The sequence below is a fragment of the Pandoraea commovens genome (assembly GCF_024704525.1).
Classification (GTDB): Bacteria; Pseudomonadota; Gammaproteobacteria; order Burkholderiales; family Burkholderiaceae; genus Pandoraea; species Pandoraea commovens.
The window spans coordinates 3,671,257-3,685,245 of sequence record NZ_CP102780.1; the positions used below are offsets into that span (position 1 = coordinate 3,671,257).

Consider the following 13,989-nt stretch of genomic DNA (forward strand, 5'->3'; position numbering starts at 1 on the left):
CCTCCCGAGGGAGGCGTTTTCATTTCATCGATACCGCGAGAATCAGTAGTTGCCGCGTTCGCGCGAAATGCGCATGGCGTGATTGGCGTGACCATCGTCCTGATGCCGCTCGCTCGGACGCTCGCGCGCCACGCGCATGACGTCCGGATTCACACGGATGCGGCGCATCACGTTAGCCAGATGCACGCGGTCGCTCACCTGGATGAGGAAGCGTAGCGTGGCGGATTCGTCCGGCACCACTTCGTCCATCCCGATGTGCACGATGTTCGCGTCGGATGCCGTGATATCGGCCGCCACACGCGAGAATACGCCACGATTGTGGTGCACCAGCACCTTGATGCCGACGTCGAACAGACGCCCCGGTTGCGGCGCCCACGCCACATCGATCCAGCGGGTCGGGTCCTTGCGATGGATACGGCGCGCGACCGGGCAGTCCGTGGTGTGAATCGCCATGCCCAGCCCGATGCCGATGTAGCCCATGATGGCGTCGCCCGGAATCGGACGGCAGCACGCCGAGAACTGCACCGACATGCCTTCCGTGCCCGTGATGAGCACCGGCGGCCCGACGTTCTCGTCGCCCGTACGCGGTGAATCGGGATCGTCCGGGCTGTCGTCGTTCTCGCCTTCCTTGCCCGACAGCAGCACCGCGAGGCGCTTGGCCATGACGGCTGCGACACGACGTCCCAGACCGATGTCGGCAAAGATGTCCTGACGATCCTTGTTGCCCGTCCACTGCGCGAGCTTGTCCCAGATCTCCGGCGAGATCTCGCTCATCGTCAGGCCGTAACCCTTGAGCGCCTGCTCGACCAGACGCTCGCCAAGCTGCACAGACTCGGCGAAGCGCATCGTCTTCAGGTAATGACGAATGGCCGAGCGCGCCTTGCCGGTACGCACGAAGCCGAGCCACACGGGGTTCGGCTTCGAATACGGCGCGGTGATGACTTCCACGATGTCGCCGTTCTTCAGCTCGGTGCGAAGCGGCAGCAACTCGTTGTTGATCTTGACGGCCACGCACTGGTTGCCCAGATCGCTGTGGACCGAATAGGCGAAGTCGAGCGCCGTCGCACCGCGCGGCAGCGCCATGATGCGCGCCTTGGGCGTGAAGACGTAGACGGCGTCGGGGAACAGGTCGATCTTGACGTGTTCGAGGAATTCGGTGGAGTCGCCCGTCTCGCTCTGAATATCGAGCAGCGACTGGAGCCACTGGTGTGCATGCTTCTGCACGTCGTTCATGTCCGCGCCGCCGTTCTTGTACAGCCAGTGCGCGGCCACGCCCGCTTCCGCAATCTCATGCATGCGGCGCGTGCGAATCTGGAATTCGATAGGCGTGCCGAAGGGGCCGACGAGCGTCGTGTGCAACGACTGATAGCCGTTGACCTTCGGAATCGCGATGTAATCCTTGAACTTGCCCGGTACGGGCTTGTAGAGCGCGTGCAGCACGCCGAGCGCGAGATAACACTGCGAGTTCGACTCGACGACGACACGGAAGCCGTAGACGTCCAGCACTTGCGAGAACGACAGCTGCTTTTCCTGCATCTTCGTATAGATGCTGAAGAGCGTCTTCTCGCGGCCGAAGACGTCGGCACTGACTTCGCCGTCTTTCAGCGCTTTCTCGACGGCATCGAGAATCTTGCCGACCACCTCGCGTCGGTTGCCGCGCGCGGCCTTCACGGCCTTGTCGAGCACAGCGTAACGACGCGGATGGTAATTCGCGAAGCTCAGGTCCTGAAGTTCGCGATAGGTGTTGTTCAGGCCGAGGCGGTGCGCAATCGGCGCATAGATGTCGAGCGTTTCGCGCGCCACGCGGCGCTGCTTTTCCGTCGACGTCACGCCCAGCGTGCGCATGTTGTGCAGCCGGTCGGCGAGCTTGACCAGAATGACGCGAACGTCGCGCGCCATTGCCAGCAGCATCTTGCGGAAGCTTTCGGCTTGCGCTTCTTCCCGGCTGCTGAACTCCATCTTGTCGAGTTTCGACAAGCCGTCGACCAGTTCCGCGACTTTGGGCCCGAATCGCTCAGCGAGTTCGGCCTTGGTCACGCCCTGGTCTTCCATCACGTCGTGCAATAGCGCAGCCATGATCGACTGCGCGTCGAGTTTCCACTCGGCACAGATCTCGGCTACAGCAACGGGATGGGTGATGTAAGGCTGTCCGCTCTGGCGATATTGACCCAGGTGGGCCTCATCGCTGAACTGGAAGGCTTCTTTGATTTGCGCGAGGTCGCTTTCCTTGAGGTACTCCCCAAGCATGCCCTTGAGACGGGCGATCGAGACGACCTCGTGCTTGCGCGGCTGCTCGGGCGTTGCCGTCGGACCGAAGAGGTGCCGATAGGACTGCTCCAGCAGCGCGTCGATGTACTGTCGCGTGGCGCTCTCGCCCTTTTTCTTCTTGCGCTCGGGCTTGGGCTCCCCCGCTTTGGGTTCATCCGCAGCGATGGACGTGGCCGGTGATTTCGCATGACTCATACATGTACCTGCTTCGTCGAGCGGCCCGGAACGTCACATCGCATCAGTGCAGTCTCCCGATCAGAGCGGCACTTTCTTGAGCATCTCGATGCCCACCTGACCGGCTGCGATTTCGCGCAGCGCGACGACGGTCGGCTTGTCCTTGTTGTTCTCGAGCTTCGGCGTATGACCTTGCGCCAGTTGGCGGGCGCGGTAGGTCGCGGCGAGTGCGAGCTCGAAGCGATTCGGAATTTGTTTCAGGCAATCTTCAACGGTAATTCGGGCCATAAGGAGGTTCCTTCTCAATATAAGGCGTATTCTATCGCAGCCGGCGCGCGCCCGCGCAAAACACGAGCGCTGCCAGCGAATGCGACGGTGTTACTCGTGATCGTTCGGCGCGTGGATATCCAGATCGGTGAACAGCGTCTTGTGCCGCGCATACTGCGAAGCGAATCGCAGACGCACCGCAGTGAACACCGATTGCAATTGATCCAGCGCGCGCTGGAATTCGTCATTGATGATGATGAAGTCCGCTTCCGGCGCGTGGGCGATCTCACCACCGGCCGCCAGCAAGCGGCGCGCGATGACCTTCGGCTCGTCTGTCCCGCGCTTCTTCAGGCGCTCTTCCAGGGCTTCGATAGACGGCGGCAGAATGAAGATGCCGACCGCGTTCGAAAAGCGCTTGCGCACCTGCTGCGCACCCTGCCAGTCGATTTCCAGCAGCACGTCACGGCCTTCGCGCATTTGCTCTTCGATCCACACGCGCGACGTGCCGTAATAGTTGCCGTGCACCTCGGCGCTTTCCAGAAACTCGCCACGCTTGCGGCGTTCGAGAAACTGATCGACCGAGATGAAGTCGTAGTGCACGCCTTCTTCTTCATTGGCACGCGGGGCTCGCGTCGTGCAGGAAATCGACAGACGAACGTCGCTATCCTGCGCGAGCAGCGCGTTGACAAGCGTGGACTTGCCCGCGCCCGAGGGGGCGACCACCATGAACAGATTGCCGGGATACTCGGCATGCAAGGCGGGTTGCGGGGCGTGTGATTGCGGGGACATGCGACTTACTCCAGATTCTGCACTTGCTCGCGCATCTGCTCGATGTAGAGCTTGAGCTCCATCGACGCATCGGCGAGTTCCTTCGAGGCAGCCTTCGAGCCGAGCGTATTCGCTTCGCGATTGAGCTCCTGCATCATGAAGTCGAGCCGTTTGCCGACCAATCCTCCCTTATCGAGGATGTGGCGGGTTTCCTTCAGGTGAGCGTCGAGTCGCGTGAGTTCTTCCGCTACGTCGATGCGCACACCATAGATCGTCACTTCCTGACGAATACGTTCTGCGATTTCTTCCTTGCTCGGTGCTGTCGAGCCTTCCGGCACGACCACACCCAGCGCTTCTTGCAGACGATCGACGATCTTCTGCTGATGTCGTGCGATCAGATCCGGTACGAGCGGTTGCAGGCCCGTGAGAATCGTCTCCATCTTCTCGATGCGCTCGATCAGGCTCGCCTTGAGCTGCGCGCCTTCACGACGGCGCACGTCGACGAGGTCGCCGATGGCGGCACGGCCAGCATCGATCACGGCATCGCGCAGCGCTTCAGCCGTTACCGACTCTTCGCCAAGTACGCCCGGCCAGCGCAGAATTTCACCGGTGCGCATGCGTTCGGCATCGGGGAAATGAACGAGGACTTGCTGTTCGAGATCGGCGAGTTGTTTAACGGCCTCTTGATTGAGCGCACCGCTGGTGCCGCTCTCGGGACGTTGCACGTTGATGCGGATATCGACCTTGCCGCGTGAGAGCTTGGCCGTGAGCGATTCACGCAACGACGGCTCGCACGCACGCGCTTCTTCGGGCATGCGGAATGCCAGGTCGAGGAAGCGCGAATTGACCGTGCGCAATTCGACCGACACGCTCGCGCCTGCGGCTCCATCGGCATGCGCAATGTCGCGCGTGACGCTGGCGTAGCCGGTCATACTGTAGATATTGTTGTCTTTCATCAGGGTGACCGTTACCACAGCGCCGTGACACTTTTTCAGCGTGGCGATGCAGCAACTGGTTTCGCATGCAATGGATGAAACGGGATTATCGCATTTTCCGGCCCAAGGCTCCTGAATCCGCGCACGACACCGGTGCGCGCCGCCAAGCTTTTGGCGTTTAGCGATACCATTCGGGTATTGCCGCATAAACTCACCTCGCAGGACATTCATCCATGACGCAAATCACCCGCCCGGACGGCCGTGCGCAAGACGCATTGCGCCCCGTGCGCATCACCCGCCAATACACCCGCTACGCCGAAGGCTCCGTGCTGATCGAGTGCGGCGAGACCAAGGTCATCTGCACGGCCAGCGTCGAAGAGAAAGTGCCGGGTTTCCTGCGCGATTCGGGCCAGGGCTGGCTCACCGCCGAGTACGGCATGCTGCCGCGCGCCACGCACACCCGTGGCGACCGCGAAGCCGCACGCGGCAAGCAAAGCGGACGCACGCAGGAAATTCAGCGTCTGATCGGCCGTTCGCTGCGCGCCGTGTTCGACCTTGAGAAGTTCGGCCCGCGCACCATTCAGATCGACTGCGACGTCATTCAGGCCGACGGCGGCACGCGCTGCGCCTCGATCACCGGCGCATTCGTCGCCGCACATGACGCCGTCTCGAAGCTCATCGCCGACGGCAAGCTCGAATCGTCGCCCATCCGCGCGCACGTGGCGGCCGTCTCCGTCGGGCTGTACCAGGGACAGCCCGTGCTCGACCTGAACTACGTCGAAGACTCGGCCTGCGACACCGACATGAACGTCATCATGACGAGCGAAGGCGGTTTCGTCGAAATTCAAGGCACGGCCGAAGGCGCACCGTTCACGCGCGCGCAAAGCAATGTGTTGCTCGATCTGGCCGACGCCGGCATCCGTCAGTTGATCGACGCGCAGAAGCGCGCGTTGGGAGTCTGACGATGGCCATGCAGAAGATCGTGCTGGCGTCGAACAACCCGGGCAAGCTGCGCGAGTTCGCGTCGTTGTTCGCGCCGCTCGGCATCGAGCTGGTGCCGCAGGGCATGCTCGGCGTGTCCGAGGCTGAAGAGCCGCACGTCACCTTCGTCGAGAACGCTTTAGCGAAGGCGCGTCACGCGGCTGCCGCGACCGGCCTGCCCGCGCTCGCCGACGATTCCGGCCTGTGCGTACCGATCCTCGGCGGTGCCCCTGGCGTGTATTCCGCGCGTTACGCTGCACGCGCTGGCCGTGAGAAGTCGGATGCCGCGAACAACCGCCATCTGATCGAGCAACTGGCCCCGCATGCCGACACGCCGGGGTATCGCGATGCGTATTACTTCGCGGCGCTCGTGCTCGTGCGTCACGCAGAAGACCCGCAGCCGATCATCGCCGAGGGGCGCTGGGACGGTGAGATCGTGGACGACGCACGTGGCGCGCATGGCTTCGGCTACGATCCGCACTTCCTCATCCGTTCGTTGAATCAGACGGCTGCCGAACTCGATCCCGCCGTGAAAAACGCCCATAGCCACCGCGCTCGCGCATTGCGCGTGCTGCTGGAAAAGCTGGGGCGGGAGGCGTAAGTCGTATGAGTGAATCCACGTTGCCCGTGCAGAACTTTCTGCGGCCCGGCAAGATCAGTTTGCCGGCCTTGCCGCCAATGTCGCTGTACGTGCATTTCCCGTGGTGTGTTCGCAAGTGCCCCTACTGCGATTTCAACTCGCACGAGTGGCGCGGCGAAGGCGGCGCGCAGGCGTTTCCCGAGCAGGCCTATCTGGATGCATTGCGTCAGGATCTCGAACAGGCGTTGCCGCTCGTGTGGGGACGTCCGGTGCATACGGTCTTTATCGGCGGCGGCACACCGAGTCTGCTGTCTGCAGCAGGTCTGGATCGTCTGCTCTCGGATCTGCGCGCCCTGCTGCCGCTCGACGCCGATGCCGAAATCACGATGGAAGCCAACCCCGGCACGTTCGAAGCGGACAAATTCCGCAGCTTCCGTGCGAGCGGGATCAACCGGCTGTCCATCGGCATCCAGAGCTTCAACAGTGAGCATTTGAAGGCGCTCGGCCGTATTCACGACGGCGACGAAGCCCGTCACGCCATCGAGATCGCGCAAGCGAATTTCGACAACTTCAACCTCGATCTGATGTTTGCGCTGCCGAACCAGACGCTCGCGCAATGTCAGCAGGATGTGGAGACGGCGATCTCGTTCGCCCCGCCGCATCTGTCGCTGTATCACCTCACGCTCGAACCCAACACGCAGTTCCATAAATATCCGCCGACGGTGCCGGACGACGACACGTCGGCCGACATGCAGGACTGGATTGCCGAGCGCACTGCGGCCGCGGGCTACGGACGCTACGAGGTGTCGGCGTACGCCCAATCGCACCGACGCGCCAAGCACAATCTGAATTATTGGGAGTTCGGCGACTACCTTGGCATCGGCGCGGGTGCGCACAGCAAGATTTCGTTCCCGCATCGTGTGTTGCGTCAGGTGCGTCATAAGCATCCGCAGCGGTTTATGGAGGCAGCGGCCGCCGGGAACGCGGTTCAGGAGGAACGTGAGGTCGATGCGCGCGATTTGCCGTTCGAATTCATGCTCAATGCGCTGCGTTTGACCGATGGCGTGAAGAGCGAGCTGTTTGCCGACCGCACGGGATTGCCGATGGCGAAGATCGCCAAGGCGCTCGCCGCCGGGGTCGAGAAGGGCTTGCTGGTCGACGACCCGCAACGCATCGCGCCGACCGAGTTGGGTCAACGCTTCCTGAACGACCTGCAAGGGATGTTTCTGGAAGGCGAGAAGAAGTAATCGACCAACGGCAGCACGAAAGAGAACGGCGGGACATCATCGGATGTCCCGCCGTTCTCTTTTGCCATCGCCCCTACCCCAGCGCCGCCCCCATCTCCCTTAGCGCCTTGCGGATGATCTTACCGGTCACGGTCATCGGCAGCTCCGGCAGGAAAACCACCTTGCGCGGGTATTCATGCGCAGCAAGGCGGTGCTTGACGAAGTCCTGAATTTCCTTCGCCAGCGCGTCCGAGGGCTCATGCCCTTCGCGTAGCACGACGAATGCCTTCACGATCTCGGTACGCAGGTCGTCGGGTTCACCGACCACGGCAGCGAATTGCACCGACGGATGCCGGATCAGGCAGTCCTCGATCGGTCCCGGCCCGATGCGGTAGCCGGCGCTGGTAATGACGTCGTCCGACCGGCCGGTGAACGTGATGTACCCGTTCTCGTCGACGAATCCCGAATCGCCCGTGAGCAGGAAGTCGCCACGGTATTTGTCCATGGTGGCGTCCGGGTTATGCCAGTAGCCGAGGAACATGACCGGGTTGGGCCGTGCGATGGCGATGTTGCCCACGGAGCCCGTGGGTAACGGCGTGCCTTCGTCATCGACGATGGTGACGTCGTGCCCGCGTACGGCGCGTCCGATAGCGCCGGGCAGCGCCGGGAATTCGGCGGCGCACGACGAGACGACCATGTTGCACTCCGTCTGCCCATAGAACTCATTGATATCGACGCCGAGGTGCTCCCGTCCCCATGCCAGCAGTTCGGGGCCAAGGGACTCGCCGCCGCTGGCGACCGAGCGCAGTTGGAGCGGCCAGTGGTCGCGCGGCGATGCCACGGTGCGCAGCATCTTGAGCGCGGTGGGCGGCAAGAAGGTATTGCGCACGCCGTGACGTGCCATCAGATCGAAGGCGGCCACCGGATCGAACTTTTCGAAGCGTCGTGACAGGACCGGTACGCCGTGATGAAGCGCGGGCAGCAGCACGTCGAGAAGCCCGCCGATCCAGGCCCAGTCGGCGGGCGTCCAGATCAGATCGCCCTCCTGCGGGAATCCGTTGTGGGACGTCTCCACGCCCGGCAAATGCCCGAGCAGCACCCGATGCGCATGCAGCGCACCCTTGGGTTTGCCCGTGGTGCCGGAGGTGTAGATGATCACGGCCGGTGCGTCGGCACGCGTCTGGACAGGCTCGAAGTGCGTATCGCGTGAGGCGATCGCTGGCCACAGTGCGAGCAGGCCGTCTTCGGCGACGCCCCAATCTTCGTCGTCGGCGACGTGATGGTGCGCTTCGGGCAGGTCGTCATGGACGACGTACACGAGTCGCAGGTCGGGTAGCTCGGCGCGGATGTCGTCGATCTTGCCGATGCTCGCGAGGTCGGTGACGAGCACTGCCGCGCCGGAGTTTTGCAGGCGATAGGCGAGTGCTTCGGGGCCGAACAGGGTGAACAGCGGGACGGCGATTGCACCGAGTTTGTACGCGGCGACATGGGCGACGAGTGTGGCGGGCGACTGCGGCAGGAAGATGCCGATGCGGTCACCGGCCTTGACGCCGTTGGCGCGCCATTCGTTGGCGAGTTGATTGGAGAGTTGTTTTAGGACGTCGAACGTGAGACGTACGTGCGCACCGTCTGCGCTTTCGTGGATGAGCGCGAGACGGTTGGAGCCGTCGGCCCATTTGTCGCAGACGTCGACGCCGATGTTGTAGAGCGTGGGGATCTGCCAGGTGAAGGGCGCGGCAGCCGTGTTGGTCGCGTTCTTGTTTGGTGCGTGGGTTACGCGCTCGCCACTGGCGTCATTTGACGTCTCTTGGGCGGGGGCACGGGAGGTGTCGGCATCCATGCGGTGTCTCCGGGTCATGTCTGGCCTCGCACGGTAACGCCGGGGGCGTACACCGCACGTCTTCAAGCATGATGCATGCCGGGCGGTGACAAGACAAGGGGGACGGGGGGTAATCCTAGGAAATTGGCGGGGTGTGAGGCGATTTTGGTTGCGGGAAGGCTTCACATGACGGGATGAGCAGGTATAATGCGCGCTGCCGTGCGGTACTGGCCTGCGTTGGAGCGCAAACGACTCCGACGCCGATTCCACCGGACCGCACGCATCTCAAGTCGTCCCAGGACGACATCCCAGGCCACGATCTCGCATCGTGCGCAACGCCCCGGAGGCGTGCCAGAGTGGTTTAATGGACCGGTCTTGAAAACCGGCGAAGGGGTAACCCTTCCGTGAGTTCGAATCTCACCGCCTCCGCCAGAATTTCTTGGTTTTCACGATCAGCGACGACCGGTCGGGCCACTAGCACGTACACGTTTGTCTCATCGAAATGGAACGTTTCCATGCTTGAAATGTACCGAGGGAAATTCCGATATGCGTGAGCGTATTTGCCAGCTCATCAAGCATGTTTCGAACGCGGAACGATCTTGGCGCGATATGGAGGACTTCACGGGAATTCCGTCGAAGCGATGGCAGAACGTCTCCCGAGGTCTTCAACGTCCAACGTCCGAGATGATCGAGGCGATAGGCCAAGTGTGGCCTCAGTTCGCGTTTTGGCTGGTAACAGGACGCACGGATGAGACCACCGGGCACACCTCGCCCCCACTGGCGCATGCCGTTCAAGCTGCGGAACGCCCGAAGAGGGCTGAATAGCCAGGAGCGTACGGATGTCCTCGAAGCTCAGATCGTCATCCAAACGCTGAGCCACATTGAGAACTTCGTCTGCAAGGTCGCCCACTTGCTCGAAATACGCGTTCGCGAATTCTGGAGGAATGGATTCGGTGTTTTCTTGATTTGCTGCGACCATGCAGAGCGCGAGGAGGCGTTCGGACAAGCTGTGCAGCCTGTCTGGAAATCCCATCCCAGTACGCCCGCTTGAGGTCCTAGCCCCTCAGGCGCTTGCGAGATTGGGCGTTATGACATTACCCAGCAAATCAGTCGCGGCCTACAACGCCGAACGTACCAGCCAATTGCCTGCGAACGTCATTATCAACACGGGGTGCCGTCGCATTACCGGCAAGCTAGGGTTCGGCAAGCAACGCGTCCAGTATGAGAACAATCGCACACGAGCTTCTTGAAGTTGCGTGACGTGATTCGCACAGGAATATCCCGATGTTTTCGTTGACACCCAGGCGAAGTCAATATGGATGCGCGCTGAAGACCACGCAGTGGTGTCAGTCACTTACTGCACTCGCGACGCGCTAAGCCCACGGCTCATCTCATACCAAATGCGGATGCTCCGAGATGAACTGCCTTAGTGCTGCATCAATTCGCGTTTGCCAGCCGCGCCCAGAGGCTTTGAAATAATCGACAACTTCCGGCGACAGCCGAATGTTGATTCGTTCTTTCGTGATGTCGGCCTTGGGGCGGCCACGTGACTTGAGCAATTGCTCCGCGGCCTCTTTGCCAACAATCCCCGGTAATACCTCGCTTGCGGGACGCGCTTTGGCAAAGCCCTTTTTGGTCCACTCGGGATTTTGCGAATCCTGACGAATCTGCTTCTTGATCTTGGCGTCCTCAACCGGCGTGGGGAGGATGGTTCCCGGCTTAAGTTTCGGCATAACGTTTCACCTCTCGCGAATTCGCCTTGCGCAAGCTAATGACATGTATTTTTTCTGCGCGAGGCGTGAAGACCAATGCAAACAACCGTTCACCGATATACCCAAAAGCTCGGTAGCGGCGCTCGCCATAGTCGACTCGAACATCCTCATCGATCACCGCGCTGTCCCATTCGAAATCTTGGGCCATCGTGAACGGCAAACCCCGTTCCTGCTCATTCCGTTCACTTTTTCCCGGGTCGAAACTGATATCCATGGGCATTTATTGTACCCACAAAAATTCACGATCGGCAATTATTTTTTGTGGCGACAAAAAATCAGGAAGTTTCCTGACGTCCTGCAACCGAGCCCCCGCAATTCCCGCTCCGCAACGCTTTCCCCGCCTCCAGTAAACACGCGGGTTTCCGGCCGATCACTCCCCGTCCGTCTCGAAGCAAAACCTCACCTAACCCACGGTTTCACAACGATTTCCCAGCAAGACTTGAAAACCGGCGAAGGGGTAACCCTTCCGTGAGTTCGAATCTCACCGCCTCCGCCAGAATTTCGCTGTTTCTCCCGTTACAAGTTGGGAGCGTCCCGTTCATGCGTCATCGCCGCAGCGGCCAGTGTCGTCGCGACAGCCGGTGCGGCCTCCTTGCGCTCGCTATACCTGTCCGTGAGGTAATCCGTCCGGTCCCTGACCAATAACGTGAACTTGTACAGCTCCTCCATGACATCGACAACGCGGTCATAGTATGAGGACGGCTTCATGCGCCCCTCGGCGTCGAACTCCTGATAGGCCTTCGCGACCGACGATTGATTCGGAATCGTCACCATGCGCATCCACCGCCCCAGCACGCGCAGCGCATTCACCGAGTTAAATGACTGCGATCCGCCGCTGACCTGCATCACTGCAAGCGTGCGACCTTGCGTCGGACGGATGCCGCCGAGTTCCAGAGGCAACCAGTCAATCTGATTCTTGAAGACCGCCGTCAATGTCCCGTGACGCTCCGGGCTGCACCACACCTGCCCCTCCGACCATTCAGAGAGTTTTCGCAGCTCGACCACCTTGGGGTGATCCGCCGCAACGCTGTCGGCCAAAGGCAACCCCGCCGGATCGAAAATGTGCGTTTGCGCGCCAAAGCGTTGAAGAATCCGCTCGGCCTCCTGAACCAGCAGACGGCTATATGACGTCGCGCGCAACGAACCGTAGAGCAAGAGAATGCGCGGCGGGTGTTTGCTGACACTGCTCGGTTCGAGTCTTTGGATATCCGGCACCTCAAGTACCGAATCGCGCACATTCGGAAGATCGGCCCTCATTTGATCCGCCGCCCCGCGGCATCGATCACAGCCTCGCCATCCTCTTTCGTGAAAGCGCCCTTTTGCGGCGACGTCAGAATATCCAGCACAAGTTCCGAAGGGCGACAAAGGCGAACACCCAACTCCGTCACCACGAACGGACGATTGATAAGGATCGGGTTTGCAAGCATTGCGTCCAGCAATGCGTCGTCGGACAGCGACAGATCATCAAGACCTAATTCGGCGTAGGGCGTGCCCTTTTCCCGGATAGCCTCGCGCACTGAGAGCCCTGCGTCGCGAATCATGCTTTGCAACGTTTGACGATCCGGCGGCGAACTTAGGTACTCGATAACGGCTGGCTCAATGCCAGCGTTACGAATCATCGCCAGCGTATTGCGCGACGTACCGCAGGCGGGGTTGTGATAGATGGTGACGGACATGACATTTCCTTATTTCGATTCGTACCAGCGTTGCGATCGATTGACGACGCTCACGACCAGAAGCATGACGGGCACTTCGATCAGCACACCGACGACGGTAGCGAGCGCGGCCCCCGATTTGAAACCGAACAGGCTGATCGCCGTGGCAACCGCCAGCTCAAAGAAGTTGCTCGCACCAATGAGCGCCGACGGGCCTGCCACGCAGTGTGCGACACCCAACTTGCGATTGAGCAGATAGGCCAGGCCGGAGTTGAACACCACCTGAATGAGGATCGGAATTGCCAGCAGTAGGATGATCATCGGCTGTTCTACGATGGCGTTGCCTTGGAAGCCGAAAAGCAGAACCAGCGTGACAAGTAACGCGGTAATCGAGTACGGCCCCAACGCGCTGACAACTCGCTTGTACGTGGCATCCCCGCGAGCCAGCAGCGCTTTGCGGATACCTTGTGCAATCAAGACCGGCACGATGATGTACAGCCCGACCGATGTAATGAGCGTATCCCACGGCACCGAAATCGAAGACAGGCCGAGCAACAGTGCGACAACCGGCGCGAAAGCCACCACCATGATGGCGTCATTAAGTGCGACTTGCGAAAGGGTGAAATACGGGTCCCCTTTGCAGAGTTGCGACCAGACGAAAACCATCGCCGTGCAAGGTGCCGCCGCCAGCAGAATCAAACCCGCGACATAGCTGTCCAGTTGATCCGCCGGCAGCCAGTCAGCAAACGCATGACGCACGAAAACCCAACCTAGCAACGCCATCGAGAACGGCTTGACGAACCAGTTCACGAACAACGTGACGCCAATGCCTCGCCAATGACCGGCAACCTGCCCCATCGCACCGAAATCGATCTTGATCAACATCGGGATGATCATGACCCAGATCAGCAATCCGACAGGCAAGTTGACCTGAGCCACCTCCATCGCACCGATAGTGCGAAAAACGCCCGGCAGCCACTGCCCCAGCAGAATTCCCGCGACGATGCACAGGGCAACCCACAAAGTCAGATACCGTTCGAACACACCGATAGCGCCGGATTGCGGTATCCGGGCAGCTTTTTGCATAAAGCTCATCGTATTTCCTTCAGAAGGCGCTCAGTCACACCGTCCTCACCCACGCGGACGTGAGCCTGCGTCACGATCCAGACCCGGAGACCGGCTTGCAGATGAATTCGGGCGTGCACGACACACCGCCGCAACAGTTTTCCGTGAGATAACCGAGCAATGCATTCATGGTCTCGAAATGCGCCATGTAGATGATCGACCTGCCTTCCTGACGACTTGTCAGCAAGTCAGCGCGATGAAGCTCCTTGAGGTGAAACGACAAGGACGAGGCGGGCATGTCCATCAACTCCGCGATCCGGCCAGCAGGCAAGCCCTCAGGGCCTGCTTGAACCAGCAAGCGAAAGACCGTCAGACGGACAGAATGGGCGAGCGCAGCAAGGGCGCTAAGTACGTTGTTCGTTTCCATGATTCGAATATAGTCGAATGATGGAAACTTTGCACATGAATTTTCTGAGACG

General features: G+C 60.7%; 14 protein-coding genes and 1 tRNA gene. 4 read left to right on the plus strand and 11 right to left on the minus strand.

Features of this window, described 5'->3' with window-relative positions:
- Positions 1-42: 42 nt before the first annotated feature.
- The 4 genes from NTU39_RS16745 to NTU39_RS16760 all read right to left on the minus strand — a co-directional run bounded on the left by NTU39_RS16745 (position 43) and on the right by NTU39_RS16760 (position 4,433).
- Complete coding sequence (locus tag NTU39_RS16745; RefSeq protein ID WP_257958096.1) at positions 43-2,463, minus strand: RelA/SpoT family protein; 2,421 nt, start codon at positions 2,461-2,463, stop codon at positions 43-45.
- A gap of 60 nt (positions 2,464-2,523) precedes the next feature.
- Complete coding sequence (gene rpoZ, locus NTU39_RS16750) at positions 2,524-2,730, minus strand: DNA-directed RNA polymerase subunit omega (protein WP_039397582.1); 207 nt, start codon at positions 2,728-2,730, stop codon at positions 2,524-2,526.
- A 90-nt stretch (positions 2,731-2,820) separates the two neighbouring features.
- Positions 2,821-3,498, minus strand: coding sequence for a guanylate kinase (gene gmk / locus NTU39_RS16755; RefSeq protein WP_257958097.1), 678 nt, complete (start codon positions 3,496-3,498; stop codon positions 2,821-2,823).
- Positions 3,499-3,503: 5 nt separating this feature from the next.
- Complete coding sequence (locus tag NTU39_RS16760) at positions 3,504-4,433, minus strand: YicC/YloC family endoribonuclease (protein ID WP_174984329.1); 930 nt, start codon at positions 4,431-4,433, stop codon at positions 3,504-3,506.
- 212 nt (positions 4,434-4,645) lie between these two features.
- Between NTU39_RS16760 and rph the strand changes: the two genes are divergently transcribed.
- From rph to hemW, 3 genes are read left to right on the plus strand one after another with little or no spacing between them, the layout of a single operon-like run.
- Complete coding sequence (rph, locus tag NTU39_RS16765) at positions 4,646-5,374, plus strand: ribonuclease PH (protein ID WP_039397575.1); 729 nt, start codon at positions 4,646-4,648, stop codon at positions 5,372-5,374.
- A gap of 2 nt (positions 5,375-5,376) precedes the next feature.
- Positions 5,377-5,994, plus strand: a complete 618-nt coding sequence (gene rdgB, locus NTU39_RS16770; protein WP_257958098.1) for an RdgB/HAM1 family non-canonical purine NTP pyrophosphatase — start codon at positions 5,377-5,379, stop codon at positions 5,992-5,994.
- A gap of 5 nt (positions 5,995-5,999) precedes the next feature.
- The gene (hemW, locus tag NTU39_RS16775; protein ID WP_150663200.1) at positions 6,000-7,220 is read left to right on the plus strand and encodes a radical SAM family heme chaperone HemW; all 1,221 of its coding nucleotides are present in this window, start codon (positions 6,000-6,002) and stop codon (positions 7,218-7,220) included.
- A gap of 73 nt (positions 7,221-7,293) precedes the next feature.
- Here the strand turns inward: hemW and NTU39_RS16780 are convergent, their stop codons facing one another.
- Positions 7,294-9,039 carry an acyl-CoA synthetase gene (locus NTU39_RS16780; protein ID WP_150663201.1) on the minus strand — a complete coding sequence of 582 codons (1,746 nt, stop codon included), beginning with the start codon at positions 9,037-9,039 and terminating at the stop codon, positions 7,294-7,296.
- Positions 9,040-9,360: 321 nt separating this feature from the next.
- On the opposite strand from NTU39_RS16780, the gene NTU39_RS16785 reads away from it, so the two are divergent.
- Positions 9,361-9,450 (plus strand) — tRNA-Ser (locus NTU39_RS16785).
- A 959-nt stretch (positions 9,451-10,409) separates the two neighbouring features.
- On the opposite strand, the gene NTU39_RS16790 is transcribed toward NTU39_RS16785, so the two are convergent.
- The 6 genes from NTU39_RS16790 to NTU39_RS16815 form a co-directional block, all read right to left on the minus strand.
- Positions 10,410-10,751, minus strand: coding sequence for a BrnA antitoxin family protein (locus NTU39_RS16790; protein ID WP_174984332.1), 342 nt, complete (start codon positions 10,749-10,751; stop codon positions 10,410-10,412).
- Complete coding sequence (locus NTU39_RS16795) at positions 10,738-11,004, minus strand: BrnT family toxin (RefSeq protein ID WP_150663202.1); 267 nt, start codon at positions 11,002-11,004, stop codon at positions 10,738-10,740. Before NTU39_RS16795 ends, NTU39_RS16790 begins: the two co-directional genes overlap by 14 nt.
- 302 nt (positions 11,005-11,306) lie before the next feature.
- Positions 11,307-12,047 (minus strand): arsenical resistance protein ArsH, encoded by a 741-nt coding sequence (gene arsH, locus NTU39_RS16800; RefSeq protein WP_150663203.1) that lies wholly within the window; start codon positions 12,045-12,047, stop codon positions 11,307-11,309.
- A complete protein-coding gene (gene arsC / locus NTU39_RS16805; protein ID WP_150663204.1) occupies positions 12,044-12,466 on the minus strand; it encodes an arsenate reductase (glutaredoxin) in 423 nt (140 codons plus the stop codon). The genes arsH and arsC overlap by 4 nt, the downstream gene beginning before the upstream one ends.
- A 9-nt stretch (positions 12,467-12,475) precedes the next feature.
- Entirely contained in the window at positions 12,476-13,540 is a 1,065-nt protein-coding gene (gene arsB, locus NTU39_RS16810) for an ACR3 family arsenite efflux transporter (RefSeq protein WP_150663205.1), read from the minus strand.
- Positions 13,541-13,601: 61 nt separating this feature from the next.
- Complete coding sequence (locus NTU39_RS16815) at positions 13,602-13,937, minus strand: ArsR/SmtB family transcription factor (RefSeq protein WP_150663206.1); 336 nt, start codon at positions 13,935-13,937, stop codon at positions 13,602-13,604.
- Positions 13,938-13,989: the final 52 nt, after the last annotated feature.

Excerpts from the sequence above, each read along its gene's own strand:
- hemW (WP_150663200.1), top strand. The coding sequence starts at position 6,000 with ATGAGTGAATCCACGTTGCCCGTGCAGAACTTTCTGCGGCCCGGCAAG.
- NTU39_RS16780 (WP_150663201.1), bottom strand. The coding sequence starts at position 9,039 with ATGGATGCCGACACCTCCCGTGCCCCCGCCCAAGAGACGTCAAATGAC.
- arsH (WP_150663203.1), bottom strand. The coding sequence starts at position 12,047 with ATGAGGGCCGATCTTCCGAATGTGCGCGATTCGGTACTTGAGGTGCCG.
- arsC (WP_150663204.1), bottom strand. The coding sequence starts at position 12,466 with ATGTCCGTCACCATCTATCACAACCCCGCCTGCGGTACGTCGCGCAAT.
- rph (WP_039397575.1), top strand. The coding sequence starts at position 4,646 with ATGACGCAAATCACCCGCCCGGACGGCCGTGCGCAAGACGCATTGCGC.
- NTU39_RS16745 (WP_257958096.1), bottom strand. The coding sequence starts at position 2,463 with ATGAGTCATGCGAAATCACCGGCCACGTCCATCGCTGCGGATGAACCC.
- rpoZ (WP_039397582.1), bottom strand. The coding sequence starts at position 2,730 with ATGGCCCGAATTACCGTTGAAGATTGCCTGAAACAAATTCCGAATCGC.
- NTU39_RS16790 (WP_174984332.1), bottom strand. The coding sequence starts at position 10,751 with ATGCCGAAACTTAAGCCGGGAACCATCCTCCCCACGCCGGTTGAGGAC.
- arsB (WP_150663205.1), bottom strand. The coding sequence starts at position 13,540 with ATGAGCTTTATGCAAAAAGCTGCCCGGATACCGCAATCCGGCGCTATC.
- rdgB (WP_257958098.1), top strand. The coding sequence starts at position 5,377 with ATGGCCATGCAGAAGATCGTGCTGGCGTCGAACAACCCGGGCAAGCTG.
- NTU39_RS16815 (WP_150663206.1), bottom strand. The coding sequence starts at position 13,937 with ATGGAAACGAACAACGTACTTAGCGCCCTTGCTGCGCTCGCCCATTCT.
- NTU39_RS16795 (WP_150663202.1), bottom strand. The coding sequence starts at position 11,004 with ATGGATATCAGTTTCGACCCGGGAAAAAGTGAACGGAATGAGCAGGAA.
- NTU39_RS16760 (WP_174984329.1), bottom strand. The coding sequence starts at position 4,433 with ATGAAAGACAACAATATCTACAGTATGACCGGCTACGCCAGCGTCACG.
- gmk (WP_257958097.1), bottom strand. The coding sequence starts at position 3,498 with ATGTCCCCGCAATCACACGCCCCGCAACCCGCCTTGCATGCCGAGTAT.